Here is a 24,587-nt window from a genome sequence, read left to right on the forward strand (position 1 = left end):
TTCATACGCCCCCAGTCACCTGGTTGAAGAACGTGAGGACTTCCGCGAAGGCCGACCGCGCCGCCCGCGGATGGTAAGACGCCCGCGTGTCGTTGAAGAACGCATGATGCGCGCCTTCGTACACGCGGTACTGAAAGTCCTTCCCCGCCTTTTTCATCTCTTCGGCAAACGCCGGAACCGCGTCCGTGATGCGCGGATCGAGCGATGCGTAGAAGCCGCGCACCGGGCACTGGATGTTGGGAATGCGGTCCGCGCTCGGAGCCTGCCCGTAAAAAATGACCGCGCCCGCGAGCTTCGCATCGAGCGTCGCCAGCCTCGCGGACAGGCCGCCGCCCATGCAGAACCCAACGGAGACCACCGGTTGCCCCTTCGTCATGCGGTACGTGTCTCGCAAAAAGCTCGCGGCAGCCAGCAGATGGTCGTTGTACGCGTCCAGATTCAAACCGCCGAACAGCTGTCCAAACGTGTGGCGAACCGTCGTCCGCTCCGGCTCGGGCAGCGTCTCCAGGGCGCGCTCTCGCTCGGACGCGTCGTGCCACGCCTGAGGCGGTACCGAATCCAGAAACCGCTTCACCGCCTCGATGGCCTCCGGCTCAAGTCCCGGCTTGCGCTTCCCGCCTTCCGCGTACAGGTCCGGCGCGAGCGCCACGTATCCTGCCCGGGCAAACCGCTCCACGACGTCCCGGATGTGGTCGTCCACGCCCCAGATCTCCTGAAGCACGATGACGGCCGGTTGTCCATCCGACAACCTGTCGTGATGGGCCAAATACCCCAAATACTTCCCGTTTTCGCCGTATCGAACCCATTCCGTGTGCAGTGCCACGTTTGCCACCTCCACGGTTATTGTGTCACAGTGAGAGGAGAGGCTCAACATGGAAGCGTATGGATTACACTGCACAGAGGAGGTAAAACATGGACACCATGCGCACGGCCGCCGTGATCACTGTGAGCGACTCCGCGAGTCGAGGCGAGCGCCAAGACGAGAGTGGGCCGCTCCTCGCATCGTTGCTCCGCGAGGCGGGGTTTGACGTGCGCCACGCCGTCGTGGTGCCGGACGATCGAGCCCGCATCGCCGCGCGCCTGCGCGCGCTCGCGCTCGAAGGCGTGCATCTCGTCGCCACCACAGGCGGGACGGGCCTCGGCCCGCGCGACGTGACGCCGGAGGCGACGCGGGACGTGATCGAGCGGGAGATCCCGGGTATCGGCGAGGCGATGCGCGCCTCCGCCTGGCCCAACAAGCCGCACGCCATGCTCTCCCGCCAGACGGCTGGCATCCGCGGCCAGACGCTCATCGTCAACTTCCCGGGCAGCCCTCGCGCCGTGGAGGAGGGGTTCCAAGTGATTGCGCCCATTCTCCGTCACGCGCTCGATCTCGTCGCAGGCATCACCGAGCATCGGCCAAACTGAAGCGTCAGAGGGCCTGGGGCCAAGCCTCAGCCCTCGCGCGTGTACTCGCGCCCCATCTCCTCCGCACGGACAGCCGCCCGCCTCACCGCCTCGACGATGGCCTGATACACGCCCTGCGACTGCATCACCTCGACGCCGGCGTGCGTGGTGCCGTTCGGCGACGTCACGCGGCGGCGCAATTCGCTCGGGCTCAGGTTCCACTCGCGCAGGACGTGCGCCGTGCCGATGACCGTCTGCACCAGAAGCTTTCGCGCGAGTTCCGGCGCAAAGCCGAGTTCCACCGCCGCCTGCTCCATCGCCTCGAGGAGATAGCTGATGAACCCTGGCCCGCTGCCGGAAAACGCGGTGGCAGCGTCCATCAGTCCCTCCTCAATCTCCACCACCTGCCCGAGGCCAGCCAACATCTCGACGACTCGGCGAAGCTTGTCCCGCGGCACCGTCGAAGGCGCCGACAGCGCGATGGCGCCCATGCCAACCGCCACCGGCACGTTCGGCATGGTGCGGACGATGTACGGATGCCCTCCCGTCGCGCGCTGCATGGCTTCAATGGGAACGCCTGCGGCGAACGACAAGAGCACCTGATCCGACAGATAAGGCCGCAGTTGCTTTAAAACCTCCATCATGTCGTACGGCTTCACCGCGAGAATGACGAGGTCCGCGTCCGCCGCCCGCGCCATCGAGTGGGCGGGCGTGATGCCATACCATTCGCTCAATTCCAATAATCGCTCGCGGCGCGATCGGTTGCAGACGAAGATGTCCCGCGGATCGATCACGCCCTCTTCCACGATCCCTTTGATAAACGACTCGGCCATCGAACCGGCGCCGAGGATAAAAAGCCGCTTCAACCCTCCACCTCCCGTGGGCGCGCGGTCATTGCGACCGGTCCACGTCCGTCAAAAACCGCACGGTTTCCCGAATGACCTCGGCCTCCCAGTGCCGGTTGTTGAACGTGTGATCCGCCTCTTCGATCAGATGAAGCCGCGCGCGCTCGCCGTAGACTTCGTTCTGGTACTTTAGGGACACCTCGTATGGGACGGCCTGATCCTCCATCCCGTGGATGATGAGCACCTTGCCGCGAAACGGCTTGGCTCGCTCAAACGCGTCGATTTGTTTGAGATCTTCGTACAGTCGACGGCCCACGAGATTTCCGCCGAGATCCACGACGTCCGCGTCGGCTGCAGCGCCGAGCGCCTCTGCCTGCTTCTCTGCGATATCGGCCATGTTGCCCGCCGGCGCAAGCAGCACGAGCTTATCCACTTTGTTCGGCTCGTCCCCAGCCACGATGGACGCGACGTAGCCCCCCATGCTGAGGCCGATAAGGCTTACGCGGTCCGGGTCAATGCGGGGATCTCGTCTCACCCAGTCCAAGATGGCCTTCGCGTCTCGGATCTCCGAGGAAGCCGTCATGTCTTGAAACTCACCGTCGGAGTCTCCGCTACCGGCGAAATCGAGGCGGAACGCCGCCACGCCCTCGGCCTCGAGCGCGCGGCTGAGTTTGACGAACAACTGATGAGGCTCGATGTGAGTTCCCGTAAAGCCGTGAAACAAAATCGCGGCAGGCACGGGTCGGTTCGCTGACTCGTCCGGCACGTGCTCCATCCCGCGAAGGACGAGCCCTTCCACTTCGAGCTCAACGGCTCTCTGCATCCCAACACGCTCCCTTGACGGAATCGCCATGGATTTCCCCGAATGGGACAGTTTCCGCACACCATGTTACCACGAAACCGCCGGTCACGCTGGCCACCGCGGACGCAAAAAATCTACGGCGAAGACTTGACTTCACGCGCGGGACCATGGTAATGTACTGAATGCGCGCGGGGCCATCTTCCTCGATGGAACACCGGCGCAGGTCGCGGAGGGGTACCAAAGTGGCCAAATGGGGCGGACTGTAAATCCGTTGCGTAATGCTTCGCAGGTTCGAATCCTGCCCCCTCCACCAGCCCAACGCTTTGGCGTTGGAGTTTGCTTTCCCTTTGATCTCGTGTGGTGAGTGTGGCGAAGGGGTTAACGCACCGGATTGTGGTTCCGGCATGCATGGGTTCGAATCCCATCACTCACCCCAAATGCTGGGGAATAGCCAAGTGGTAAGGCAGCGGTTTTTGGTACCGCGATCGAAGGTTCGAATCCTTCTTCCCCAGCCATTCACGGCGCAGCGAGGACGCGCCCTTCGGCGCCGCCGGGGGCGCGTCCTTTGTGGGGGTATAGCTCAGTTGGGAGAGCACCTGCCTTGCAAGCAGGGGGTCGTCGGTTCGAATCCGGCTACCTCCACCACCCGTTCCTCGATAGCTCAGCGGTAGAGCATCCGGCTGTTAACCGGAGGGTCGCAGGTTCGAATCCTGCTCGGGGAGCCAGCTCGGCCCCATGGTCAAGTGGTTAAGACACCACCCTTTCACGGTGGTAACGGGGGTTCGAATCCCCCTGGGGTCACCAGTGCCCAGGCATGTTCCATGCCTGGGCGTCCGTTTCTCCAACGAGCCATCGCGGAAAAGCGGCGCGGGGTGGAGCAGTCGGCAGCTCGTCGGGCTCATAACCCGAAGGTCGCAGGTTCGAGTCCTGCCCCCGCAACCATGCGGCTCGGTAGCTCAGTCGGTAGAGCAGAGGACTGAAAATCCTCGTGTCGGCGGTTCGATTCCGTCCCGAGCCACCACTCGTTTTTCCCTCACCGCCTTCGGACCAGGTTGTACGCCACAGGCCCTTCCGGCGTCTGGATGACGTCAAACGCGACGTGATCGCCCGGGCGCACGCGGCCCAGTCCGGGACAATCTGCGGCGTCAAACGGCAAATCCCCTCCCCCGTGCACGCGGAGTATCCCTTGTCGGCCATTCGGATGCACCAGGCAGATGACGCCCCGCTGCATCGTTACACCCCCTTCTTTTCCCGCGCGTGTCGTCTACAATATTCCCGTTCCATCACGATTCCCTTCGATCACGCTTCAGGGGCGAGGAGGCTAGCCATGGGCACACGGACAGATCAATCGGAAGGATGGAAGCGCTGCGTGGAAGCCGTGCGAGAGGCCGCGGATATCGCGTCGACGTTCGATGGCCGTCTGTCGCACGAGCCCATGGACGGCGGCGTCAGGCTCGTGTTTTCACACCCCGGGCGACCCATACGCTCGTTCACCCTCGCGGTGAGCGGACATGCAGGCGAAGTGCGCGTCGACGCGCGCGCTGAGGAGGACAAAGCGAGGGTCTGCGTCTATGAAGGGCCGCCCAAACCGGCGTCCGTGATGCAGGCGGCCATGCAGGCCATTGGGCGGTGGTACGGCGGAGAAGTGCGGCGGTTGGGAACCACGTAAACTCGGCCGTCGACGCCCCGCGCGGCAGCCGGGAATGGCGCGGCATGCTCCCCCCTCCCCCCCGCGGCGCGTATCCCCGCTTATTTGGCCACGCGCATCTCGCCGCGGAGCACGGTGACCGCGTGACCGCCCACCCAGGCGCGCATCGGCGGACCCGCTTCCACGCGCGTCAGGATGACGCCCGGGCGCCCGAGATTGGCGCCCTGTTCGAACGCCATCTCGCCCGCCTGGACCACACCGCGATCCGCCAGCAGACACGCCAGCGCGCCCGCCGCCGTGCCCGTATGCGGGTCTTCCGCGACGCCGACCGCAGGCGCGAAATCGCGGGCCACGGCCACAGCCGACGGATGGGCCGGATCGAGCGCGTACACGTGGACGCAGATGGCTCCAAGCCGCCTCGACACGTCGCGCAGGCGCAACGTGTCCGGTGTCAGGGCGAACAGGGCGTCGCGGGATTTCACGGGCACCATCACCTGCCAAATCCCGGTTGACGCGAGGGCAAACGGCAGCTCTCCGTCGAGATCGTCCTCGCGAAGCCCAAGTGCCTCGAGCAGAACCGGGCGGGCATCGTCCGGCACCTCGCGGAACTTCGGCTCGGCCTGACGCATCCAGACCGGCCCTTCCTCGTCAAGCCGCATGGGCAAGATGCCCGCCCTCGTCTCCGCCACGATGTCGCCGACGATGTCTTGTCGCTCGCGCAGCAGATGGAGCGCAGCGATGGTCGCGTGCCCGCAGAGGTCCACCTCCGCCTCCGGCGTATGGTACTGGAAACGGAACCGATCCCGCTCGTACTGGACCACAAACGCCGTCTCCGAGCAGTTCATCTCGCGCGCGATGCGCTGGCGCAGATCGCGCGGCAAGTCTCCCCCGTCGATCACGACCCCGGCGGGATTGCCCGAAAAAGGCTCTTCGGTGAACGCATCCACCTGGAACACTTCGATCTCTCGCACCACCTATCGCTCCTCGGTCATTTGTTTGAACGCCAGATCGAAAGGATCAGCAAAAAGAGCAGAAACAGGCCGACGGCCACGCCGACTTCGGTCGTGGGAAAGGACCAAAGCCCCGCAGGCGATTTCTTCAGCACCGTCGCGATGAGAAGCCCAGTCATAAAGATGCTGAATGCGAGCAGCGTGATGCTAAACGACAGCCGGTTCCCAATGCGCACCAACTGCCGGGTCAGCGCGTCCAGTTCAGCCATTTCGAGCTCGATGCGGATTTTCCCTTGTCGCCAGTGGCGCAGAATGTCCATGACGTGGCGGGGCACGTCGCTCAGAAACTCCAGCCCTTCGACGGCGCCGCGGGCGAGGTACGAGGCGAACTGTCGAGGCCGTGCGCGCTCCTTGAGCAGTGCGCGGCCGAACGGTTCTGCGATGTTGAGGATGCGGAAGGACGGATCGAGCCCTTCCACGACGCCCTCGACGGTCACGAGCGCCTTGCCGACGAGGGCGAGATCGGCGGGAATGCGGACGCGATGGCGATAGGCGACGGCAAACAGCTCGCTCACCGCCTCGCCGAGGCTGATCTGGGTGAGCGGAATCTCGTAATACTTTTCGCGCAGGTGATCCACGTCGCGATACAACCGATGTTCATCGATGTCGTGCGGCACCACACCCATTCGGTTGAGCACGCGGAGAATGGCGCGCGTGTCCCGGCGCATCAGCGCAATGACGAGCCCGGCCAGGTGCTGCTTCATGTCGGCCGACAGCCGGCCCACCATGCCGAAGTCCATGAAAAGGATGCTGTGGTCCGGCAGCACAGCGAGATTGCCCGGATGCGGATCCGCGTGAAACACGCCGTGCACCAACATCTGCGTGAGCACGGCGTGCGTCACGCGCCTGGCGATCTCGTCTGTCCGGTATCCCTTCGCGATGAGCTCGTCCCGATGCTGGAGCTTGATACCCCGCACGTACTCCATGGTGAGCACGCGGGGCGTCGTGTACTCCCAGTAAATCTCCGGAATCCGCACGTACGAATCGCCCTCGTGGACGCGCCGGAGGCGATCCGCGTTGTGCGCCTCAACCGTGTAATTCAGCTCGTTGAGGAGCGTGTGCCGGAATTCTTCGACCACGCCCGTCAACTCGTAGTGCGCGGCCCACTCAAAATGGCGCTCGGCCAGGCGGGCGAGATCCATGAGAATGTCGAGATCGATCTCAATTTTCCGCCGAATATCCGGGCGCTGAACCTTGACGGCCACCTCGTCGCCATTCCGGAGCTCCGCGCGGTGCACCTGGCCGATGGACGCCGAACCGACCGGCTCCTCGTCAAACGCTCGGAAGACCTCGTCGAGTGGCTGGCCGAGCTCATCTTCCACAATCTTTCGAACCTCAGCAAACGCCACGGGAGGCACGTCGTCCTGGAGCTTGGCAAGCTGCTCGATGAGCTCGGGCGGAAAGACGTCCGCGCGCAAGCTGGCGATTTGACCCAGCTTGACAAACGTCGGCCCGAGCTTCTCGAGCACCACCCGGACGCGCTCGTAGGTCGAGAGCGACTCCCGATCCTCTCGCCCCGAAAACAGTCGACGAGGCAGCGAAAGCAGATCGAAGAGCCCTATCTCGTCGATGAACCAGCCGAAGCCATTGGCCACCAAGATCTGCGCGATGTCCTTGTAGCGAGACAGATGGCGCACCCGTCTGCCGAGCATGTGTCCTCCGACCATGGTCTACTCCTTTGCGGCGAAAAGACGAAAAGAAAGGTTGCGCCAACGCGCCGGCGCTCACGCCTGCGGCTCACCAGGATTGCCTAGCCGTGCCTCGAGTTCCGCCACGCGCGCGTCGAGCCGCTCGATCATCGCCCGAAGCTGTCGGATCTCGGCCCGCAGCGCCTCCTGATCCTCCCGGATGCCGAGCCTCGTGAGCGTGCGCTGTACGCTCTCCTGGATGGAGTTCTGAAATTCCGCGCGCTCCTTCTCTCCGCGCTCCACCAGCTCTTGCACGAACTCCTTGGTCTGTTGGGGCGTCATGCGCTTCTCCTCGGCCCATTGCCGAGCTGCCTCGGCAATTTTCTCGCTGCTGTACGTGATGAGCCCAATGCCTAAGTCCACCATCTTGCGGAACTGATCTTCGACGTCCATCTCGTGCACCTCCACCGGCATGCTTTTCCTCACCAGGTTTTCTTTTAAGTGTACCACGCGAACCTCGCGTTCGCTTCGAAAAGACGCCTATCTTTCGCCTCTTCCGTCGTAGGCGCGAAGCGCCTCGATCTCTTCCTCCGTCAGCCGGCGGTACTCGCCAGGCTTTAAGGCCGGATCGAGCGACAAAGGGCCCATGCTGATGCGTTTCAGGAAGGTCACGCGCTTGCCGAGCGAGGCGAACATCCGCTTCACTTGGTGGTATTTGCCCTCGTATACCTGGATGACGGCCTCTGACTCCGCGCCGGATCGCAGAATCTCAAGCTCGGCGGGCATCGCCTTATACCCGTCGTCGAGCACCACGCCCTCAGCGAGCGCCCGCGCGTCATCTTCCCCAAGCGCGCCCCGCACGCGGACGAAGTAGCGCTTGGGCACGTGGCGCCGGGGCGCGAGCAGGCGATGGGCCAGCGCGCCGTCGTTGGTGAGCAGGAGAAGCCCTTCGGCGTCCTTGTCGAGGCGCCCGACGGGAAACACGTCCCGCCAGATATCCTCCTCGTCCAGCAGTTCCAGGACAACCGGATCGCGCGGGTCTTCCGTGCTGGACACGTAACCAGGCGGCTTGTACATCATGAAGTAGACGAGCGGCTCGTACGGCACCCATTCCCCGTCCACCTCGAGCACGTCCACGGCTGGATCCGCGTGCTTCGCAGCGTCTTTCACCGTTGCGCCGTTCAGGAGAACGCGGCCGGCGCGGCAAAGCTTTTTGACTTCGCTGCGCGATCCATACCCGGCCGTGGTCAGCCATTTGTCCACTCGAATGGTTGCCATGGTTCTGCCCCCATCGCATCGCTCTGCGTGAGCGGGTTGTGTCTTGCACTCGAAGCGGTACAATAAGGTTAGCTCGTTCGCTTGGTGCGAACGGAAAGCGAGGTGTTGGCCATGCATGTGGCGACCATTGTCCTCATTGCGCTGCTGGCCGTCGTGGCTGTGTTTCTCGGCGTGATTGCGTTTGTCGCGCTCACGGTGTGGTGGACGTTCAAGCCTATTCTGGACGTGCTCGGCAAGATTGCGCTCGCGCTCGATCTCGGCCGTTTCCTTTACCGCCACAACCGATGGCAAGTCTTTCGCCGCGCACGGCATCACGAATAACCAAGAAGCATTCGGCGCGCCTTAGGGCGCGCCTTTTTCGTCCTCTCCTGAGGTGAGCCACCGAAGCACCGCGCGAGCCTCGTCCTCAATCTTCTCCACACACCTCGCTGGATCCGGGTCATGCACGAGCTTGCCGTTCACGTACGCAAACGCGTGCACCTGGCAGAGGCCGCAGGTGTTGGTGCAATCTGTCTCCAGCACCGTCGCACCCGGCACGCGCCGCTCCGTCTCGCCAAGCCAGCCGCCATGAAGCCGGTTGTTGGCACAGACCTCGATCACGACAAGCCCCTCCATGAGCCTTCCCTCCCGATATCTCTACGAAGTCCATTGTACACCGGTGCGACCCCGTTCTGCCCGAGTGCGTATCCACGCTCGTCCTAGTATGCTCTTTCCCACGCGCAGCGCCCTCTCCAATGAAAATTCAAGGTCGGCATGGAACACTGCGGATGAAGACGAGATAGCAGGAGGTTAGACCATGACGCCAGATGACAAGAAGCTTGCCAAGCTGGCGCGCGAGCGAAAGATGCACCGCTGGCTCACGGCGCTGTCCTGGTCCGTCCCCGCCGTGTCCTTTGGTGGCATGTTTACGATATGGCACGCCATCGCGAAAAGCCCGGCCTCCACTGCGGCCAAGTCGCCATCCACCCAGTCCGCTCAGACGGGAGGCACGCATGTGACCTCGGCGACGGGCCGGGCGACGATTCGGACCTCGGCGGCCGCGGATCCCGTAGTGCTCCAGCAGGGTGACAAGGGCAGCAAGGTGGCCGCTCTCCAGCAGGCCCTTTCGACCCTCGGCTTCTTCAACTACGCCATCACGGGAACCTATGGCCCCATCACGGCGGCGGCCGTCGAAGCGTTCCAGGCCGCGGAAGGGCTGACGCCCACCGGCGTGGTGGACGAGCGCACGCTCACGGCGTTGCAACAAGCCGTGAAGGCACACGCCACAAGCGCACTGACAGGCAGCGGCTCATCCAGCAGCGGTTCATCCAGCAGCGGTTCATCCAGCAGCGGTTCATCCAGCAGCGGTTCATCCAGCAGCGGTTCATCCAGCAGCGGTTCATCCAGCAGCGGTTCATCCAGCAGCGGTTCATCCAGCAGCGGTTCATCCAGCAGCGGCTCATCCAGCAGCGGCTCATCCAGCAGCGGCTCATCCAGCAGCGGCTCATCCAGCAGCGGCTCATCCAGCAGCGGCGGCAGCACCATGCCGAGCTTTCCGGGCCCTGTGACGTCCGCCTCTTGAGGTGATGCGATGCAATCCACTGCATTTCGCGCCATGGGCACCGACGTCGAGCTGTTCGTCGACGACTGGCTGACCGGCCCCGAACTCTCGAGCCTCGCCTGCCAACTTGAGGCTTCCATTCGGCGTTATGAGCGGATCTTCTCTCGGTTCGATCCGGCAAGCCATCTCTCGCGCCTCAATCGACAGGCGGGATGGTGGGTGACGGTCCCTGCCGAACTCTACGAGGTTCTGAAGCTCGCGGCGCACTGGTTTGAGCAGACCCGCGGCTATTTTGACCCGTTTATCGGCGAGGACATGCGCCGCATCGGCTACAGCGTGAGCTTTGATCGACTCGACGTCACCGTTGAGCCCGTCCTCGCCTCCAGGCGCGTGCCGCCCGTAATACCGCCCATCGAATTCCGACCAGACTGCACCGTGCGGCTGCAGCCCGGCTATGAGGTTGATCTTGGTGGAATTGCCAAAGGCTTCATCGTCGCGCGCTGCGCCGAGGAGCTTCGCGCCCAGGGTCTCCGCAATTTCGCGCTGTCCGCGGGCGGCGACGTTCTGGTGACGAGCGACGCTGAGCCCTGGCCGGTCCGCGTGGCGAATCCGTTCGGCGGCGCGGAACCGGTGGGCACGCTCTACGTGAAACAAGGCGGCGTCGCGACGAGCGGCACGTACAAGCGCCGGTGGCAAACTCCAACCGGCCGGGTGATGCACCACCTCATCGATCCCTTCACCGGGCTGCCGGCCGACACCGATGTCGTGTCCGTGTCCGTCTGCGCCGACGAACTCACAACCGCCGAGGTGCTGGCCAAGGTCGCGCTGCTCCTCGGGGCGGAGCGGGGCACGCCATATCTTTGTGCCGCGCGCGAAGCGGGCATCTGTTCTTCCTTTCTCCTCGCCACCACGAAAGGAGCTGTGATCCCATGCAATTGATGGCGAAACCGCAGCGATGGCCGTTCTTGTACACGTGGATCGTGATCCTCGGGATGGTCTTCGCGTCGTACGCGCTCACGGTCCTGACGAACCCGGCGCCTGCCACCGCCAATCTGACCCACTGGTACATGGCGCGAGCCGCGGGGATGACGGCGTACCTGCTCCTGTCGCTCACGGCGTTCCTCGGTGTCACCACGACGAGCGGCGTATGGGACAAGTTGAAGCTCAGGAAGCTCGTAACGCAACTGCATCAGTTCTCCGCGATGCTCGTACTCCCGTTTGTGTTCTTTCACCTGTGGGGTTTATACGAGGATAGGACGGTCCCGTTTTCGATCTCGGCTCTCTTCGTCCCGTTCGCGGATACCTACCGGCCCACCGCGGTCGCGCTCGGCATCTTGAGTCTGTACACCTGGGTCCTGCTCGTCCTGACATCCTACCTTCGAGAGCGGCTGAACGCCACGGCGTGGCGCCGCATCCACCTGCTCGCGTTCCCGATGTTCGCGGCGGTGACGCTGCACGGCCTGTTGGCGGGATCCGACAGCCACACCGCCTGGGCGAAGCTCGTGTACGCGGTGCCGAGCGCGCTCATCTTGGCTGCGTCGGTCGCGCGGTGGCGAAAGGCGAGAACGAAGGCCGGCCGCCAGCCGTCAGCGGCGTGAGGCTCATCCGCCCATTCGCGCGACGCTCTCCCGCGAGACCAATTCCACGGGAATGGTAATGACGCGCGGAGGGCGATTCGGATTCTGCATGAGGTCAAGGAGTTCGCGCGCCGCCTCCTCGCCCATGGCACGCGTGTTCTGCCGGATGGTCGTCAGGGCGGGCGTCACAAGCCGGGCAATCGCCACGTCGTCAAAGCCGACGAGCGAAATGTCCCGGCCAGGCTCAAGCCCCCTTTGGCGCAGCGCCTTCATCGCGCCGATGGCCATCATATCCGAAGCGAAAAAGACGGCGGTCGGCCACTCGCGTGCCTCGAGAATCCGGTGCATGGCCTCTTCGCCCGACTCCTCCATGAAATCTCCTTCCGCGACCCACTCGCTTCGAAACGTGAGTCCCAACTCCTGCATGGCCATGTGATAGCCGAGCGCGCGGTCCTGGCCCGGCTTGGTTCCGTAGCGATCGCCGACAAAGCCGATCTTGGTGTGCCCCATGGCAGCGAGGTGCTCGACGGCGAGCCGCGCCCCGCCGACGTTGTCGGAAGACAGCCAGCTTGCCCGCGGGCCGAACAGGTCGAGATCGACCGACACGACGGGAATGCGACTGCGGACAAGCGAAGGCAGGCCTGGCGACGTGCGCGGAATGCCGAGCAGGAACAGGCCGTCCACGCCGCGATGGCGGGCCCGCGCCTCAAAACCCTGGGGCGCGTGGGGAGGTGTGGTCCGGGAGAAGAAGAGGAGATCGTAGCCGCTTTCGCCGACGACATCCTGGAAGCTGGCGACGATATCGTGGAGGAACGGATGCCGAAAACCCATTCGGGCGTCGTCTTGAAAGAACACGCCGATGGACATGGAGCGGCGCGTGACGAGGCCGCGAGCCGCCGCGTTTGGCTGATACCCCAATTCGCGCGTGATGCGCTGCACCTTCTCGCGAGTCTTTTGGCTCACGTCGGGATAGCCGTTCAGCACCTTGGACACCGTGGTGGCGGACACGCCAGCCCGGCGCGCGATATCGTAAATGGTGGTCATCGGACAACACCTTTTCTCGCGGCGAAAGGGCCGCGACGTGATCGAAAGCGTTTTCGACACAAGCTGAACACGTGTACGAATGACCGTTCTCACCGCCTATTGTACGTTGGCGCATCCAAGGCCGCAAGAGGTGAACGGCGGATCGAAAGCCTTGGACGAATTTCGCCCCGTGTCCGTCGCATGCCGCGCCAAAAAGGCATTCCACGCCTGCTTCGAAACACGCTCGATGGACGTTTTCGCGCCGGATTCGAAAATCCCAAACGGTTTGAAAGCGTTGCCGCAACGTGATATGAATCATAGCGTGAGGACAACCGCAAAGGAGTGTGGTCTCAAGTGCAGTACACGACACTCGGCCGATCCGGCCTCAAAGTGAGCCGCCTCTGCCTCGGCACGATGAACTTTGGGCCCGAGACGGAGGAGAAGGAAGCCTTCCGGATCATGGACGCCGCGCTCGATGCAGGCATCAACTTCTTCGACACGGCCAACGTGTACGGCGGACCAGGCCATCGCGGCTGGACCGAGGAGATCATCGGCCGCTGGTTCGCGCAGGGCGGCGGTCGCCGCGAGCGCGTCGTTTTGGCCACGAAAGTGTACAACCCCATGGAGGACCCGCTCGACGGCCCGAACGATGGCCGCGGCCTGTCCGCGTACAAGATTCGCCGTCACCTGGAGGGATCGCTCAGGCGTCTCCAGACGGATCACATCGAGCTGTATCAGATGCATCACGTGGACCTCTCGGTCTCGTGGGACGAACTGTGGGAAGCATTTGAGGTCGCTCGATATCAGGGGAAGATTGACTACGTGGGCGCGTCCAACTTCGCGGGATGGCACCTCGCGGTGGCGCAGGCGGCCGCCAAGGCGCGCAATTTCTTCGGACTCGTTTCCGAGCAGCACAAGTACCACCTGCTCTGCCGCGAGCCAGAGCTCGAGGTCTTGCCTTGCGCGCAGGCGCACGGCATTGGCGTCATCCCGTGGAGCCCGCTCGCCGGAGGCCTCCTCGGGCGCAACGCGCTGACGGGATCCGGGCAGCGCACGGCGCGCGCGAAAGACGAGATTGAGCGGCTGCGTCCGAAACTGGAGGCGTTTAAGAAGTTGTGCGACGAGATTGGCGAGCCGCAGGACGTGGTGGCCTTGGCGTGGCTGTTGCACAATCCGGCCGTGACGGCGCCCATCATCGGGCCACGCACGCTGGATCAACTGGAGGCCAACCTGCGCGCGCTTGAAGTCAAGCTCGACGACGAAGTGCTGAAGCGCCTGGACGAGATTTTCCCTGGGCCTGGCGGTCCCGCGCCGGAAGCATATGCCTGGTGAACGGCGAGATGTGGGCAGGGGCACCACGGCCCTTGCCCGCCCTCATCCCCCTCCAACCCACTGCCCTAGCATTTGCACCGCGCCACTCACGCGCTCGATGCCGTGCGTCACGAGCAGGATTCCCATGAGGACAAGCAGATAACCGCTCACCCGCGAGATCCACACACTGTAGCGAGCCATGCCGCGCAGGCGGCCGAGAGACGCGAATGCGCCCGCGATGGCGAGAAACGGTATCGAGAAGCCGATGACGTACGCGGAAATAAGCGGAAGGCCAAGCGCGGCGTGCGTTGCCGTGAGTACGAGCACGGAGGACAGAATCGGCCCGATGCAGGGCGTCCATCCGGCTGAGAATGTCACGCCGACGAGAAATGATCCAAGGTAGCTCACACCTCTGCTGTGACCGCGCAACTTCCATTCGCGCATCAGCATGGATGGCTTCAGGACGCCCGCCAACACCAGCCCCATGCCGATGATCAGGAAACCACCCGCGACGCGAAGGATGCCCCGATACTGGATGAACGCGCGGCCCAACGCGCTCGCGGATAGGCCAAGCGCGAAGAAGATGACAGAGAAACCGAGCACAAAGAACAGCGCGTGAGAAACCACACGGATGCGGGCGCGCCAAGTCAGGAGCTGCTCGTCGGCCGGGCGGAGCGATACGCCGGACAGATAGGACAGGTACGATGGGTAAAGCGGCAGGACACAAGGCGAGAAGAAGGAAACCAGCCCAGCTACGAACGAGATCCAAACACTCGGTGTCATGGCGCCTCCTCGTTCTTCCGCGCCCTGCGCCGCGATCAGCGGCTCGCGAGGGCCTGTCCCACGACGGCCCGAAGCTCCGACGCGGAGAGCGCTCCCACATGGATAGAAACCACCTTACCGGTTTTGCTGATGACGTAGGTCATGGGCTCGGCAATTACGCTGTAGGCGCGATAGAAGTCTCCCTGCGTGTCGAAGAGAACGGGGTATGGGATCTGATAGCGGCGGACGAACGCCTCGGCGGCCGGGACGCTGTCGAGCGAGGTCAGGTTGACCCCGAGAAACTGGACTTTAGACCCGTAAGTCCGGTACATGGAGACGAAATGGGGCGTCTCTTCCCGACACGGCGGACACCACGACGCCCAAGCGTTGAGGACCACCGGTTTCTTCCCCAGGTAGGCGGACAGCCACACGCGCTTACCGCTCGGCTCCGCGGTCAAAAGCACATCTGGCGCCAAAGCGCCGGGCACCAGGACCTGCCCGCCGGTCATGGACGCGACGTCGTTCGCGGAACGATGGGCCGTGCCGTAAGCCCCGTTACGCGTCACGGCGGGATTTTGCGATCCGGCATGCGCCAAAGCCGGCTGCGGGGAGGAAAGCCCACAACCGCTGAGGCCGAACGACAGTAAGAAGATGATCGCAGAGACACCCCACGGTTTACGCCTCATGTTCATCTCCCTGCCCTCCCACGCCGGTTCTCCACCTGTACCTCCTAGGGTATCATAGAAGTGTGCGGAAATGTACCTCTCGCGCAACCAACGCGACAGGTTTCGTCGGCACCCACGCGTCCGGTAAGATCACTGAACAGAGCGTTGGAACCACTTCCCAGGGAGGATAACATGAAGCCGAATCGTATCCTTGCGTGGACCGCGATGGTCCTATTGGCCGCATGCGCAGTGGGCTGCGGGACGCCGCATATCGCGAAGCCCGCGGCTCCCCCGCCGTCGACTCCGCCCAGCAGTTCGCCGGTCATCATCGCAGAGGCACAGCTCAGTCCTCGATCCAAGGACGCCATCAACGCGTCGGCGACGCTCGTTGTCAACCGAGAGAATCAGACGCTCACGGTGTCGGTGGACGCCGTGCGCCTGGCGCCGCACCGCAAATACGGCGTGGTGCTCGTCGCGGCGCCAGGCGCGGAAGGCCCGTCGCGATGGCTCGGGACCTTCCAGGCTGACGCGCACGGCGAGGCCGCATACATGGCCGTTGTACAGCAGGTCACGAGCATTCCGGCTTCCGGCTGGCAGGTCGAACTCACGTCCGGCTCTAGCGTGCTGGCCGCAGGCGACGTGCACTTGGTGCCCATAAGCAACCAACTGCCGAAAAGCCTGCCCACGAATTGACCCCGCGCGCCCGGATCCGCACCTCGCGGCCTCACAGCGCCCCGACGGCGTTGAGAAACGCGCGCGCGATGACGAGGTGGCCGTTCAAATAGGGATGCACCCGATCCGGCGCCAACACCCAGGTGTTGAGGTGCGCGAGAAGGCGATCGAACTCGGCCTGCACGTCGACAAACGGGACGCGTTCGCTCGCCGCGACGTCGCGCATCGCCTCGATATACGCGTCCACAGCCTTTCGCATCGGATCGCTGCGATTGGGCTCAAGGTAAAACGGACTCAGGAGAAACATCTCGCGCACGCGCGGCTTCGTCGTCTCAACGAGGCGTCGCAGCGTGTCCCGGTATTCGTCGATCCCGACGTGACGCTCAACGACGAGCGGCATGTCAAACTGGCGCCACACGTCGTTCACGCCGATCATGAGGCTCACGTAATCCGGCTGAAGCGCCATCACCTCGCCCTCCCAGCGCTGCGCCACGTCCGCCACCGTGTTGCCGCTTGTGCCCACATTCACCACGCGGATGCGCCAGTCGGGGTGAAGCGCTTGCAGATGCGCGTCCACAAGGGCGACGTAGCCGTTTCCGAGCCCACCGCGCGGCGCCTCGCCCACCGGATGCGCCCTGCCGCAGTCGGTAATGGAATCTCCCACCATCACGAGCTTAGACCCTGGTTCGATCACGGCCTCTCCTCCCTCCGCGCCGATTGTAGCACATGGCGGCGCGCGCGGACGGCCGCGTAGGCGGCGTTCGCAGCGAGCAAGCCTAGGAAAGGATACAATAGCCCGCTCACGGCGAGGTAGACCGCCGCTGAGATACTCGCCGCCGCAGCGCCAAACGCCACCTGCTCCCACAGGCGGGACGGTGATGTCGGCGGATCGCTCGCCATGAAGCCCGCCGCGAAGAGCGTCGAATTGAAGATGGGATTGTGAAACGCGTCGGCGCCAAGGGCGCTGTGCATCGCGCCGGCGGCGAAGCAGATGGCGAGAAACACCGCCATATACGCAAAGAACGACGCAAACTTGCGGGCGCGCCAAAGGACCCCATACATCAAGGCGACGAGGATCGCGACATAGGCTGGGGGAAGCCCGCCGAGATCGCCCCACCAACTTTCGCTCGCGCCTGCTGCCGCGGAGAGGAGGAGGCCGACGGCGGCCGGATTGAAGACGTGCCGACGGCGAAGCCGAATCACATGTTTGGAGGCGACGGAGACGGCAGCCGTGGCTGGAGCGAGCCACAGCGGGCTGTCCACAGCCAGCACCATGCCCACAATGGCCCCCGTGACGAGCGCCCCTTCCGGCACCGCGGGTCGAAGACCGCGGGCGCGCCGCAAGGCGAGATCGCACAGGACCGCAACGACCGTGGCCATCGCCATTTGAAGCAGCCCGCGCGGAGATCCGCTGCCCACGGCTGCCACAAGACCAAGCGCCCAGAGCGCCGCAGCGCAGACCGGCTTTGGCCTGCGCAGAAGCGCGCGCAGGCGCCGCCACGGCCACTTCGCCGCGTCACTCGAGCACATGGATTCTCCACCCCCTCGTCTCCACGGATGTGCCGTCCTCGTACCACACCTTGGCCTGCGCGCCCGCCTCCTCGCACAGCGGCTCAAGCTCGTCCGGTTCCACCAACATGCAGGCCGTGGCGAGGCCGTCCGCCATCATGGCGTACGGCGCAACGACGGTCGCCGCCAGGGCCTGGGCTCGTCCGGGGCGCGGATACCACAGGTGAGAGGCCCCACGGGGGCTCCGCCGCGCGTACAGCCCGGACGAACACACGCTGCCCGAAGCCAAAGAAAATACCATCGGCACAAAGCCCGGGATCTCGTGGCGGACCTCAACCTCCCACGGACCGCCGCCTGGTGCGGAGCCAAACGCGGCCAGATCGCCGCCCGCGTTGACGAGCGCGCCGTCGAGAAGGGCGCCGCGAAGCCGCGCAAGGGCGAGATCCACCGCATAGCCCTTCGCCACGGCGCCGAGATCGAGGAGCAGGGGGCGGCGCGTTCGCACGGCTTGGCGCGCCGGGTCGAGGTCCACGTCGCGAAACGTCGCATCCGGCGAGCACTCGGGCCAAGCAAGTCGTTCGCCCGTCTGATAATCCCGATCAAAGCCGAGCGCGGCCAGGCGATGGCCGCATGCTGGATCGAAGCGGCCGCCGGTCCACTCGGCGAGCCAGAGGGCAACCTGCAGCGGGTACCAGACGTGCGGCGACACGGGCACCCACACTCCGGGCGTCGCAGCGATGCGCGCGACGTCGCTGTCCAGGCGAAACCGAGTCGCCACGGCCTCCACCTCGTAGAAGACGCCCGCCGCGTCGTCGAGCGCCCGCACCAGATCCTCCTCGCGCGCGCCCTCCCGCCACGCGGCCATGTCGATGCGCGTGTCCATAGCCATATACGCGCGGCGGACGTAGGTCATGCGTCTCCCCCCGCAGAGCCCGGATTTTTGGCCTCGTCAAGGGCCTGTTGCACGGCGAGCGCGAACGCGAAAGACGACAACGTTGCGCCGGAGACGAAGCGGATGTTGGCGGATTGCGCCTTCGTCACCTCGTCGGGCAGGGCGGGATCGATGTCGCTCTGCGGGTAATGCGTGTTGCAGCGGGTGATGACCACCTTGGCGATCCGCCCGCCGGCAATGGTGACCTCCACGTCGATGGTGCCGATTTGATCCGAACCGGACCCTCGATAGACGCCATCTCGATACCGCGTGCTCACCGTCCCCCGTTTTCCTTCACCCGCGTGTCGCTGGGAAGATGTCGGTGGAGAACCCTGTGACGCGCGGTGTGCGTAAGGCTCCGTGATGACGTAGCCGGCGGCGTACGCCGCCGCGAGGGCCGCGGTGCAGATGGCGACAAGCGGCGCGCGGCCCAACTTTCCCACGGACATCTACTCCTTCGAGAAACCTCTGTCCGCAGTATAACCGTTCTCTCTGAAAGACGAATGGAGCCAGCCCGGGCTGGCTCCAACATTCATCCTTTGTTCACTCCTCCGCGCACGCGCCGCGGTTGTAGCCAAGCACCAGGTACGTCCGCCCGTCCACTGCGGACACCTCCTGATACCCGTGGGTCAGGAGCGTGTACACAGCGTCGCGGGCGAGCTCTCCCCGATGGATGTCCGGCGCACCCGCGCTCTTCACCACCCGCACCACGCGATTCGTGCGCTTGTCGATGGTGAGAACCACGACATGCTCCACGCCTCTCACCTCGCTTCCAGAGAGCGGTGTGTCCGCGCGGACACCGTATCGTGTGCGAGGCGAGGCTTGCGCGGCATGGACAAAAGGTCCGCCAGGCGCAAAAAGGGGCCCCGGCCGCGAACGCGCCGCGGCGAGGAGCCCGCCTATGCTCACGCGAAAGGCCGATCGCGAGTCGCGATCGGCCCTGTTCAGCGATTCACGCGATCTCATCCGGGACGATGGTCGCTCGCAAATCCCGCAGGTGCCCATCCGGCGTGTACAGGATGGCATCGGCCGTCCCGGCCTGATACGCGTCCTGCACCTGCGCTTTGGTCAGGCTGAGCCCGTCGCTCGCTTCCTCGAGCCCGAGGGCTTCGCCTTTTGACGCGCGTCGTTCATGGCGCTCTGCCATCCGCCATCCCCCCGTCCATCGAACGTGATCGCCAAGTGTAGTTTGCCTCGATTGGCCTCAGGCATGCGCGCGATTCGCCTGAACCTTCGCCTGTTGCTCCATGAGTTTGGCATGCGAAGGCAAAAACCACGCGATCACGACGATGGCGAGGCTCACGCAGAACATGGCGAGGAAGATGTCGTGCAACGTGTGCGCGAGCATGCCGTCCACGAATCGCTTGACCTCAGCCGGGATGCCGGCCGCCTGTCCGCCGCCAGACAGATTGTTGAGGATCTGCGTCAGGTCTCCGCGATTCACACCCGCGGGCGCGTTGGTGCGCACGTAGCTCGCCGTGATGCTGTTGAACAGGCTGCCGAACACCGTCACGCCGATGGTCTGGCCGAGCGCTCGTGCGAACTGGTTCGATCCCGTCGCGGCGCCGCGCATCTGCCAGCTCACCACAGACTGAATCATGACAGTGGTGGGCGTGTTCAGGTATCCCATGCCGAGGCCCATGACAATCATGACGCCGACAAAGAACCAGTACGGCGTGCCGAGTTTGATGGCGAGGAGCCACGCGGTAGCCACAGCCACGAGGAGGGTCCCGGTGACCGTCGTCCGCTTGGCGCCGATGCGGTACATGTATCGCCCCGACAAAGTCGACGCGAGCGGCCAGGCGAGCGACATCGGCATGAGCGTGAGGCCCGAGTTCGTCGCGCTGTGCCCGAGGATGGTCTGAATCCACATGGGCAGGTACACGTTGCCGCCGATGAGCACGAACGCGGCCAAAAACGCCAACACGTCCGACACGGCAATCACGGGATTGGAGAGCAGCTTGAGCGGCAGAATGGGTTCGGCGACCTTGGCCTCAATCCACACGAAAGCCGCAAGAAAGACGGCGCTCGCAGCAAACAGCCCGAGGATGACCGCGCTCGTCCACGCGTACTTGCTGCCGCCGTTCAGGAGCGCGTAGAGCAGCGACGAGACGCCGATGGTGAAGACCAAGGCGCCCCACACGTCCACGCGGTGCTGGCGGCGCTCAAACCGCTCGTGCAGGAAGAGAAGCACGAGGACGAGCGAGAGAGCGCCGACGGGCACGTTGATGTAAAAAATCCAGCGCCAGCTGACGTGATCGACAAACAGGCCACCCACCAAGGGGCCGAGAAGTCCCGCGACGCCCCAGACGGAACTGAACAAGCCCTGCATGCGGGCGCGCTCCTCGCCCTGAAAGATGTCGCCGATGATGGTGAACGTCACAGGCATGACCGCGCCGGCCCCGAGACCCTGAAAGGCGCGGAACCAGACGAGCTCCGCCATGTTCTGCGACAGGCCGGACAGCGCGGAACCGATGACAAACAAAACGACGCCGATGCAGAAGATGGTCCTGCGGCCAAACAGATCGGCCAGCTTGCCGTAGATAGGCGTCGTCACGCACGTGGTCAGCGTGTAGATGGCGAAGACCCAACTGTATAAGTTCAAACCGTGCAACTGGCGGACGATGTGCGGCATCGCCGTGCTCACGACGGTGACGTCGATGGCGACCAAAAACACGGCGAGCATCATCGCCACAGAGACCATGCGCCTGTTGGTGTGATGCATCCTCACGCCCTCCTCCCCAAATCGATCAAAGCCGCCGCCCATTGTAGTCGAAGAGAATCCGCCGAGCAAGGGAGGACGAGGCGCGCGCAGAAGACCTACGGATCCACGTGGAACTGGAAGTTGTCGATGAGCCGCGCCTTGCCGAAGTACGCGGCGACAGCGAGCATGATGTCGCCCTCGATGCGCTCGATGGGTTCGAGATCCGGCATGGAGACGAGATCGGCGTAGTCGAGCCGAGCGATGGGATCCGCCTCAATCCGCTCGCGCATGCCCTGGCGAATGACGTCCGCGCGCCGCTCGCCGGCCAGAATGGCGTCTTTTGCCCAGCTCAACGTGCGATAGAGGACGACGGCGTGTTCTCGCTCCTCGGGTGTCAGGTACACGTTTCGAGAGCTCTTGGCGAGGCCGTCCGGCTCGCGCACCGTGGGCACCCCGACGATGCGGACGGGGAAGTTGAGATCCGCGACCATGCGCTGAATGATGGCGAGCTGCTGCCCGTCTTTTTGTCCGAAGCAGGCGACGTCGGGCTGCACGATGTGAAACAGCTTGGAGACGACCGTGGCCACGCCGGTGAAGTGGCCCGGGCGGGATTGGCCGCACAGACGGTCCGACAAGGTCGGGAGCGACACCTCCGTGCGCATGGGTTGCGGATACATCTCGTCGACGCTCGGCGCAAAGACGGCGTCCGCCATGCCCTGCTGGCGAAGTAGGCCGAGATCTCGGTCGAGATCGCGCGGGTAGCTCGCGAAGTCCTCGCGCGGGCCGAATTGCAGCGGATTGACGAAGATGCTGACGACGACGAAGTCCGCCTCCTGCCGGGCCCGCTCGACGAGCGCGAGGTGGCCCTCGTGCAGGTAGCCCATCGTGGGAACAAGCGCCACCTGCCGACCTTCGCGGCGCACCGCTTGCACCGACTGCCGCGCCTCGGCGATGGTGCGCAGAAGCCGAGGACGATCACTCACGCGGGCCACCCCCGTGCCGCGCGACCATGGATTGAAAGAGCCGCAGCTCCCCATCCTGCAGGTGAACGGTCTGTTCCTCGCCCGGGAACACGCCTTGCGCAACCTCCTCGATGTACTGGCGCGCGGCGTCCCGGATGACGGACGCAAGGTCCGCGTATCGCTTGTTGTGCTTCGGAATATAGCCCGACGTGTAGCCGATGAAGTCGTGGAAGACGAGGACCTGGCCGTCGCAGTGTGGCCCCGCGCCGATGCCGATGGTGGGAATGGACAGCCGGTGTGTGATCTCGGCCGCCACCTCCGCGGGGACCGCTTCGAGCACGATGCTGAACGCGCCGGCCTCCTCGAGCGCCAGGGCGTCTTCCATCATCTCGAGGGCGCGATCGGCCGTCTTGCCCTGCACGGCAAACCCTCCAAAGGCATGCACGGACTGCGGCGTGAGGCCGATGTGGCCCATGACCGGAATGCCGGCTTCGACGAGGCGGCGCACTGTCTTGGCCACCTCGCGCCCGCCTTCGAGCTTGACGCCGTGCACGCCGCCCTCCTGCATCAGCCGGCCAGCGGACCGCAGCGCCTCCTCGGCCGACACCTGATACGTCAGAAAGGGCAGATCCGCCACGACCATGGCGCCTTCCGCGCCGCGCGAGACGAGGCTTGCGTGGTAGACCATGTGATCCAGCGTCACCGGCACGGTGGTTGGCTGCCCCTGTACCACCATCCCGAGCGAGTCACCGACCAAGAGCACGTGGACGCCCGCCTCAGACAAGAGTTTGGCGGTCGGATAGTCGTACGCGGTCAGCATGGCGATCTTCTCGCCCGCCCGCTTCATGTTGGCGAGCGTGCGCACGGTCACTGTGCGTGCCATCTACATTCCCCCTGTATCCGCAAACCATTGTGACAGGCGGCCCGCGGCCTCGGACCCAAGCGTCCCCTTCGCCACCGCGATGGGCACGGTGGCCGCCGCAAGGGCGAGATACACGCGGCGCGCGGCCGGATCGCGCTCGAGGGCGCGCAGGTGCTCGGCCACGGTGTCGACGTCGCCGCGCTCGATGGGCCCGGTGAGCGCCGCCGGGATCCCGAGCGACGCGAGATTTTCAAGCGTCCGCTGCGCGAGCGGCAACAGGCTCTTCGCCCCTTCGGGGAGAGGCGCGAGGCGCGACGCGGTGGCCATGAGGGCGATCACGGCGTTGGACGCAAGCACCGCCGCGGCGTGATACGCTGGCTTGTCCGCCGCCGCGATGGCAAACGGGCGGGCTCCCCACGCCGCTGCGAGGGAACAAGCCAGGCGCACGGCCTCGGGCTGCCCTTCCACGGCCACGGCCACGCCCTTCAGCCGCTCGGCGTCGTCCTCGTCGCCCGCAAACGTCTGCAGCGGGTGCACACTAGCCGTCTTCGCGCCGCGAACGGCCGCTGGCTCCAGGACGTCGCTCGCGAGTGCGCCCGAGGTGTGAAACACCACCTGCCCGCGCCGCCACGCCCCCGCCTCCGCGAACTGACGGCACACCGAGGCGATGGCGCTGTCGGACACCGTGATCCAGACGACGTTCGCCTGCGCCAGGACCTCCTGAGGGCGGTCCATCCCATACACCGGGGCCCCCGTCATCCGTGCAAACGTCTGGGCCCTGTCGCTCTCCGGCTGGCGCGCGAGAGCGCCCATCACCTGATGCCCCGCGCGCATCGACGACAGCGCCAGAGCGACCGCCGTCCGGCCGGGCCCGACAAAAACCATGCGAGCAGCGTGAGCCTCGTGTTCGGCGCCGGACATCGCACCGCCTTCCTTCCTTGTTTGGAACATGCGTGTTTCGAGGTGATTGTACCAGTCCGGCATGAAAATGTGGAATTGAGCCAACCTTGTGGAGAGAGACATCTCCCAAGAGAGGTGCAAGCCCATGCAGGCGTTCTGGCAGTGGATCCGCCGGGAAGACCGATTCCCGCGTCACGCCAAGCTGCTCGGCGGAATCGCGTTCGCGCTCGGCCTCGCGTGCGCAGTCATGCCGCGAACGGGCGTGCTCCGCCTCGAACCTATCGCCGTGGTGTGCGGGACGGTCTGCCTGTGGGCCGGGTTGTCCGCCCTCGGGTACGGCGTGTTTGTCCTCCTCGCCATGGACCTCATCCTGAGCCCCGCGTTCTGGCGCAGCCTCATCCACCTGGCTGCCCCGGGCTCTCTCGCCGACAGCGCGGGCGCGTACTTCGATCTCGTCGGCGTGATCGCCATGTCTGTGGCGCTCGTGCGGCAGGCATTCCTTCGAAGGCAGGAAGTTGAGGTGGCAACGCCCGAACAAGACTCGGACGTCGAATCCAACTGAAGGAGGCGAG

The 24,587-nt window shown here is 64.7% G+C and carries 31 protein-coding genes and 8 tRNA genes; 17 read left to right on the forward strand and 22 right to left on the reverse strand.

All coding sequences use genetic code 11. The features are described from left to right. Position 1: 1 nt before the first annotated feature. Positions 2 to 823 (reverse strand): dienelactone hydrolase family protein, encoded by an 822-nt coding sequence (locus TC41_RS13255; protein WP_041695479.1) that lies wholly within the window; start codon positions 821 to 823, stop codon positions 2 to 4. An 89-nt stretch (positions 824 to 912) separates the two neighbouring features. Here TC41_RS13255 and TC41_RS13260 point away from each other — a divergent pair, with 89 nt between their 5' ends. After that, positions 913 to 1,407, forward strand: a complete 495-nt coding sequence (locus TC41_RS13260) for a MogA/MoaB family molybdenum cofactor biosynthesis protein (RefSeq protein WP_014465590.1) — start codon at positions 913 to 915, stop codon at positions 1,405 to 1,407. Positions 1,408 to 1,433: 26 nt separating this feature from the next. Here TC41_RS13260 and proC read toward each other — a convergent pair whose 3' ends face one another. Then, on the reverse strand, positions 1,434 to 2,252 hold the full coding sequence (proC, locus tag TC41_RS13265) for a pyrroline-5-carboxylate reductase (protein ID WP_014465591.1): 819 nt from the start codon (positions 2,250 to 2,252) through the stop codon (positions 1,434 to 1,436). Between the two features lie 25 nt (positions 2,253 to 2,277). Further along, positions 2,278 to 3,054 (reverse strand): alpha/beta hydrolase family protein, encoded by a 777-nt coding sequence (locus tag TC41_RS13270; protein ID WP_041695480.1) that lies wholly within the window; start codon positions 3,052 to 3,054, stop codon positions 2,278 to 2,280. 207 nt (positions 3,055 to 3,261) lie between these two features. On the opposite strand from TC41_RS13270, the gene TC41_RS13275 reads away from it, so the two are divergent. The 8 genes from TC41_RS13275 (at position 3,262) to TC41_RS13310 (ending at position 4,054) form a co-directional block, all read left to right on the forward strand. Further along, a tRNA-Tyr gene (locus TC41_RS13275) sits at positions 3,262 to 3,346 on the forward strand. A 47-nt stretch (positions 3,347 to 3,393) separates the two neighbouring features. Then, positions 3,394 to 3,469 (forward strand) — tRNA-His (locus tag TC41_RS13280). A 5-nt stretch (positions 3,470 to 3,474) separates the two neighbouring features. Beyond that, a tRNA-Gln gene (locus TC41_RS13285) sits at positions 3,475 to 3,548 on the forward strand. Positions 3,549 to 3,602: 54 nt separating this feature from the next. Next, a tRNA-Ala gene (locus TC41_RS13290) sits at positions 3,603 to 3,678 on the forward strand. Positions 3,679 to 3,683: 5 nt separating this feature from the next. Further along, positions 3,684 to 3,758, forward strand: a tRNA-Asn gene (locus tag TC41_RS13295). 4 nt (positions 3,759 to 3,762) lie between these two features. Next, positions 3,763 to 3,837, forward strand: a tRNA-Glu gene (locus TC41_RS13300). Positions 3,838 to 3,899: 62 nt separating this feature from the next. Then, positions 3,900 to 3,975, forward strand: a tRNA-Met gene (locus TC41_RS13305). Positions 3,976 to 3,978: 3 nt separating this feature from the next. Next, positions 3,979 to 4,054, forward strand: a tRNA-Phe gene (locus TC41_RS13310). Positions 4,055 to 4,066: 12 nt separating this feature from the next. Here TC41_RS13310 and TC41_RS13315 read toward each other — a convergent pair. After that, a complete protein-coding gene (locus TC41_RS13315; RefSeq protein ID WP_014465593.1) occupies positions 4,067 to 4,264 on the reverse strand; it encodes a hypothetical protein in 198 nt (65 codons plus the stop codon). Positions 4,265 to 4,360: 96 nt separating this feature from the next. On the opposite strand from TC41_RS13315, the gene TC41_RS13320 reads away from it, so the two are divergent. Continuing rightward, positions 4,361 to 4,702: a hypothetical protein gene (locus TC41_RS13320; RefSeq protein WP_041695481.1), complete on the forward strand. Its 342-nt coding sequence runs from the start codon at positions 4,361 to 4,363 to the stop codon at positions 4,700 to 4,702. 80 nt (positions 4,703 to 4,782) lie between these two features. Here TC41_RS13320 and TC41_RS13325 read toward each other — a convergent pair whose 3' ends face one another. The 4 genes from TC41_RS13325 to TC41_RS13340 are packed head-to-tail and all read right to left on the reverse strand — an operon-like array spanning position 4,783 to position 8,597. Continuing rightward, entirely contained in the window at positions 4,783 to 5,652 is an 870-nt protein-coding gene (locus TC41_RS13325; RefSeq protein WP_041695934.1) for a PhzF family phenazine biosynthesis protein, read from the reverse strand. A 17-nt stretch (positions 5,653 to 5,669) separates the two neighbouring features. Further along, positions 5,670 to 7,358: an ABC1 kinase family protein gene (locus TC41_RS13330; RefSeq protein WP_049784381.1), complete on the reverse strand. Its 1,689-nt coding sequence runs from the start codon at positions 7,356 to 7,358 to the stop codon at positions 5,670 to 5,672. Positions 7,359 to 7,415: 57 nt separating this feature from the next. After that, positions 7,416 to 7,829 (reverse strand): phasin family protein, encoded by a 414-nt coding sequence (locus TC41_RS13335; protein ID WP_237699957.1) that lies wholly within the window; start codon positions 7,827 to 7,829, stop codon positions 7,416 to 7,418. Positions 7,830 to 7,859: 30 nt separating this feature from the next. Further along, positions 7,860 to 8,597, reverse strand: coding sequence for a pseudouridine synthase (locus TC41_RS13340; protein ID WP_014465598.1), 738 nt, complete (start codon positions 8,595 to 8,597; stop codon positions 7,860 to 7,862). 84 nt (positions 8,598 to 8,681) lie between these two features. Here TC41_RS13340 and TC41_RS13345 point away from each other — a divergent pair, with 84 nt between their 5' ends. Then, on the forward strand, positions 8,682 to 8,918 hold the full coding sequence (locus TC41_RS13345; protein ID WP_014465599.1) for a hypothetical protein: 237 nt from the start codon (positions 8,682 to 8,684) through the stop codon (positions 8,916 to 8,918). Between the two features lie 21 nt (positions 8,919 to 8,939). Here TC41_RS13345 and TC41_RS13350 read toward each other — a convergent pair whose 3' ends face one another. Next, entirely contained in the window at positions 8,940 to 9,212 is a 273-nt protein-coding gene (locus TC41_RS13350; RefSeq protein ID WP_014465600.1) for a DUF1450 domain-containing protein, read from the reverse strand. 286 nt (positions 9,213 to 9,498) lie between these two features. Here TC41_RS13350 and TC41_RS16030 point away from each other — a divergent pair, with 286 nt between their 5' ends. From TC41_RS16030 to TC41_RS13365, 3 genes are read left to right on the forward strand one after another with little or no spacing between them, the layout of a single operon-like run. Further along, complete coding sequence (locus tag TC41_RS16030) at positions 9,499 to 10,158, forward strand: peptidoglycan-binding domain-containing protein (RefSeq protein ID WP_237700124.1); 660 nt, start codon at positions 9,499 to 9,501, stop codon at positions 10,156 to 10,158. 33 nt (positions 10,159 to 10,191) lie between these two features. Next, entirely contained in the window at positions 10,192 to 11,076 is an 885-nt protein-coding gene (locus tag TC41_RS13360) for an FAD:protein FMN transferase (RefSeq protein WP_237699958.1), read from the forward strand. Next, positions 11,067 to 11,735: a ferric reductase-like transmembrane domain-containing protein gene (locus TC41_RS13365; RefSeq protein ID WP_014465603.1), complete on the forward strand. Its 669-nt coding sequence runs from the start codon at positions 11,067 to 11,069 to the stop codon at positions 11,733 to 11,735. Before TC41_RS13360 ends, TC41_RS13365 begins: the two co-directional genes overlap by 10 nt. A 3-nt stretch (positions 11,736 to 11,738) precedes the next feature. Here TC41_RS13365 and TC41_RS13370 read toward each other — a convergent pair whose 3' ends face one another. After that, the gene (locus TC41_RS13370; protein ID WP_041695482.1) at positions 11,739 to 12,758 is read right to left on the reverse strand and encodes a LacI family DNA-binding transcriptional regulator; all 1,020 of its coding nucleotides are present in this window, start codon (positions 12,756 to 12,758) and stop codon (positions 11,739 to 11,741) included. A gap of 333 nt (positions 12,759 to 13,091) precedes the next feature. On the opposite strand from TC41_RS13370, the gene TC41_RS13375 reads away from it, so the two are divergent. Beyond that, positions 13,092 to 14,069 carry an aldo/keto reductase gene (locus TC41_RS13375; RefSeq protein ID WP_041695483.1) on the forward strand — a complete coding sequence of 326 codons (978 nt, stop codon included), beginning with the start codon at positions 13,092 to 13,094 and terminating at the stop codon, positions 14,067 to 14,069. A 42-nt stretch (positions 14,070 to 14,111) separates the two neighbouring features. Here TC41_RS13375 and TC41_RS13380 read toward each other — a convergent pair whose 3' ends face one another. Both TC41_RS13380 and TC41_RS13385 read right to left on the reverse strand, forming a co-directional pair. Then, positions 14,112 to 14,831 carry a cytochrome c biogenesis CcdA family protein gene (locus tag TC41_RS13380; RefSeq protein WP_041695484.1) on the reverse strand — a complete coding sequence of 240 codons (720 nt, stop codon included), beginning with the start codon at positions 14,829 to 14,831 and terminating at the stop codon, positions 14,112 to 14,114. A gap of 35 nt (positions 14,832 to 14,866) precedes the next feature. Beyond that, entirely contained in the window at positions 14,867 to 15,502 is a 636-nt protein-coding gene (locus TC41_RS13385; protein WP_237699959.1) for a peroxiredoxin family protein, read from the reverse strand. A 165-nt stretch (positions 15,503 to 15,667) separates the two neighbouring features. Here TC41_RS13385 and TC41_RS13390 point away from each other — a divergent pair, with 165 nt between their 5' ends. Beyond that, the gene (locus TC41_RS13390) at positions 15,668 to 16,168 is read left to right on the forward strand and encodes a hypothetical protein (protein ID WP_014465609.1); all 501 of its coding nucleotides are present in this window, start codon (positions 15,668 to 15,670) and stop codon (positions 16,166 to 16,168) included. A 31-nt stretch (positions 16,169 to 16,199) separates the two neighbouring features. On the opposite strand, the gene TC41_RS13395 is transcribed toward TC41_RS13390, so the two are convergent. The 10 genes from TC41_RS13395 to TC41_RS13440 form a co-directional block, all read right to left on the reverse strand. Further along, positions 16,200 to 16,841, reverse strand: coding sequence for an SGNH/GDSL hydrolase family protein (locus TC41_RS13395; protein WP_081462292.1), 642 nt, complete (start codon positions 16,839 to 16,841; stop codon positions 16,200 to 16,202). Beyond that, a complete protein-coding gene (locus TC41_RS13400; RefSeq protein WP_014465611.1) occupies positions 16,838 to 17,677 on the reverse strand; it encodes an RnfABCDGE type electron transport complex subunit D in 840 nt (279 codons plus the stop codon). Before TC41_RS13400 ends, TC41_RS13395 begins: the two co-directional genes overlap by 4 nt. Next, a complete protein-coding gene (locus TC41_RS13405) occupies positions 17,664 to 18,569 on the reverse strand; it encodes an FAD:protein FMN transferase (protein WP_014465612.1) in 906 nt (301 codons plus the stop codon). The genes TC41_RS13400 and TC41_RS13405 overlap by 14 nt, the downstream gene beginning before the upstream one ends. Then, positions 18,566 to 19,036, reverse strand: a complete 471-nt coding sequence (locus tag TC41_RS13410; RefSeq protein WP_014465613.1) for an FMN-binding protein — start codon at positions 19,034 to 19,036, stop codon at positions 18,566 to 18,568. The genes TC41_RS13405 and TC41_RS13410 overlap by 4 nt, the downstream gene beginning before the upstream one ends. A gap of 94 nt (positions 19,037 to 19,130) precedes the next feature. Further along, positions 19,131 to 19,343 (reverse strand): hypothetical protein, encoded by a 213-nt coding sequence (locus TC41_RS13415; protein WP_041695485.1) that lies wholly within the window; start codon positions 19,341 to 19,343, stop codon positions 19,131 to 19,133. A gap of 196 nt (positions 19,344 to 19,539) precedes the next feature. Beyond that, the gene (locus TC41_RS13420; protein WP_014465615.1) at positions 19,540 to 19,734 is read right to left on the reverse strand and encodes a hypothetical protein; all 195 of its coding nucleotides are present in this window, start codon (positions 19,732 to 19,734) and stop codon (positions 19,540 to 19,542) included. Positions 19,735 to 19,791: 57 nt separating this feature from the next. Further along, positions 19,792 to 21,312: an MDR family MFS transporter gene (locus TC41_RS13425; protein WP_041695486.1), complete on the reverse strand. Its 1,521-nt coding sequence runs from the start codon at positions 21,310 to 21,312 to the stop codon at positions 19,792 to 19,794. 95 nt (positions 21,313 to 21,407) lie between these two features. Continuing rightward, positions 21,408 to 22,274, reverse strand: a complete 867-nt coding sequence (panC, locus tag TC41_RS13430) for a pantoate--beta-alanine ligase (protein ID WP_041695487.1) — start codon at positions 22,272 to 22,274, stop codon at positions 21,408 to 21,410. Beyond that, positions 22,267 to 23,136 carry a 3-methyl-2-oxobutanoate hydroxymethyltransferase gene (panB, locus tag TC41_RS13435; protein ID WP_041695488.1) on the reverse strand — a complete coding sequence of 290 codons (870 nt, stop codon included), beginning with the start codon at positions 23,134 to 23,136 and terminating at the stop codon, positions 22,267 to 22,269. The genes panC and panB overlap by 8 nt, the downstream gene beginning before the upstream one ends. Beyond that, positions 23,137 to 24,036, reverse strand: coding sequence for a Rossmann-like and DUF2520 domain-containing protein (locus tag TC41_RS13440; protein ID WP_041695938.1), 900 nt, complete (start codon positions 24,034 to 24,036; stop codon positions 23,137 to 23,139). It lies immediately after the preceding gene. 124 nt (positions 24,037 to 24,160) lie between these two features. On the opposite strand from TC41_RS13440, the gene TC41_RS13445 reads away from it, so the two are divergent. After that, on the forward strand, positions 24,161 to 24,577 hold the full coding sequence (locus TC41_RS13445; protein WP_014465620.1) for a hypothetical protein: 417 nt from the start codon (positions 24,161 to 24,163) through the stop codon (positions 24,575 to 24,577). The last annotated feature ends 10 nt before the right edge of the window (positions 24,578 to 24,587 follow it).

The sequence above is a fragment of the Alicyclobacillus acidocaldarius subsp. acidocaldarius Tc-4-1 genome, assembly GCF_000219875.1.
In the GTDB taxonomy this organism is placed as follows: Bacteria; Bacillota; Bacilli; order Alicyclobacillales; family Alicyclobacillaceae; genus Alicyclobacillus; species Alicyclobacillus acidocaldarius_A.

Excerpts from the sequence above, each read along its gene's own strand:
- TC41_RS13260 (WP_014465590.1), top strand. The coding sequence starts at position 913 with ATGGACACCATGCGCACGGCCGCCGTGATCACTGTGAGCGACTCCGCG.
- TC41_RS13270 (WP_041695480.1), bottom strand. The coding sequence starts at position 3,054 with ATGCAGAGAGCCGTTGAGCTCGAAGTGGAAGGGCTCGTCCTTCGCGGG.
- TC41_RS13315 (WP_014465593.1), bottom strand. The coding sequence starts at position 4,264 with ATGCAGCGGGGCGTCATCTGCCTGGTGCATCCGAATGGCCGACAAGGG.
- TC41_RS13320 (WP_041695481.1), top strand. The coding sequence starts at position 4,361 with ATGGGCACACGGACAGATCAATCGGAAGGATGGAAGCGCTGCGTGGAA.
- TC41_RS13330 (WP_049784381.1), bottom strand. The coding sequence starts at position 7,358 with ATGGTCGGAGGACACATGCTCGGCAGACGGGTGCGCCATCTGTCTCGC.
- TC41_RS13340 (WP_014465598.1), bottom strand. The coding sequence starts at position 8,597 with ATGGCAACCATTCGAGTGGACAAATGGCTGACCACGGCCGGGTATGGA.
- TC41_RS13350 (WP_014465600.1), bottom strand. The coding sequence starts at position 9,212 with ATGGAGGGGCTTGTCGTGATCGAGGTCTGTGCCAACAACCGGCTTCAT.
- TC41_RS16030 (WP_237700124.1), top strand. The coding sequence starts at position 9,499 with ATGTTTACGATATGGCACGCCATCGCGAAAAGCCCGGCCTCCACTGCG.
- TC41_RS13360 (WP_237699958.1), top strand. The coding sequence starts at position 10,192 with ATGGGCACCGACGTCGAGCTGTTCGTCGACGACTGGCTGACCGGCCCC.
- TC41_RS13365 (WP_014465603.1), top strand. The coding sequence starts at position 11,067 with ATGCAATTGATGGCGAAACCGCAGCGATGGCCGTTCTTGTACACGTGG.
- TC41_RS13370 (WP_041695482.1), bottom strand. The coding sequence starts at position 12,758 with ATGACCACCATTTACGATATCGCGCGCCGGGCTGGCGTGTCCGCCACC.
- TC41_RS13380 (WP_041695484.1), bottom strand. The coding sequence starts at position 14,831 with ATGACACCGAGTGTTTGGATCTCGTTCGTAGCTGGGCTGGTTTCCTTC.
- TC41_RS13385 (WP_237699959.1), bottom strand. The coding sequence starts at position 15,502 with ATGAACATGAGGCGTAAACCGTGGGGTGTCTCTGCGATCATCTTCTTA.
- TC41_RS13390 (WP_014465609.1), top strand. The coding sequence starts at position 15,668 with ATGAAGCCGAATCGTATCCTTGCGTGGACCGCGATGGTCCTATTGGCC.
- TC41_RS13400 (WP_014465611.1), bottom strand. The coding sequence starts at position 17,677 with ATGTGCTCGAGTGACGCGGCGAAGTGGCCGTGGCGGCGCCTGCGCGCG.
- TC41_RS13405 (WP_014465612.1), bottom strand. The coding sequence starts at position 18,569 with ATGACCTACGTCCGCCGCGCGTATATGGCTATGGACACGCGCATCGAC.
- TC41_RS13410 (WP_014465613.1), bottom strand. The coding sequence starts at position 19,036 with ATGTCCGTGGGAAAGTTGGGCCGCGCGCCGCTTGTCGCCATCTGCACC.
- TC41_RS13420 (WP_014465615.1), bottom strand. The coding sequence starts at position 19,734 with ATGGCAGAGCGCCATGAACGACGCGCGTCAAAAGGCGAAGCCCTCGGG.
- TC41_RS13425 (WP_041695486.1), bottom strand. The coding sequence starts at position 21,312 with ATGCATCACACCAACAGGCGCATGGTCTCTGTGGCGATGATGCTCGCC.
- panB (WP_041695488.1), bottom strand. The coding sequence starts at position 23,136 with ATGGCACGCACAGTGACCGTGCGCACGCTCGCCAACATGAAGCGGGCG.
- TC41_RS13440 (WP_041695938.1), bottom strand. The coding sequence starts at position 24,036 with ATGTCCGGCGCCGAACACGAGGCTCACGCTGCTCGCATGGTTTTTGTC.
- TC41_RS13445 (WP_014465620.1), top strand. The coding sequence starts at position 24,161 with ATGCAGGCGTTCTGGCAGTGGATCCGCCGGGAAGACCGATTCCCGCGT.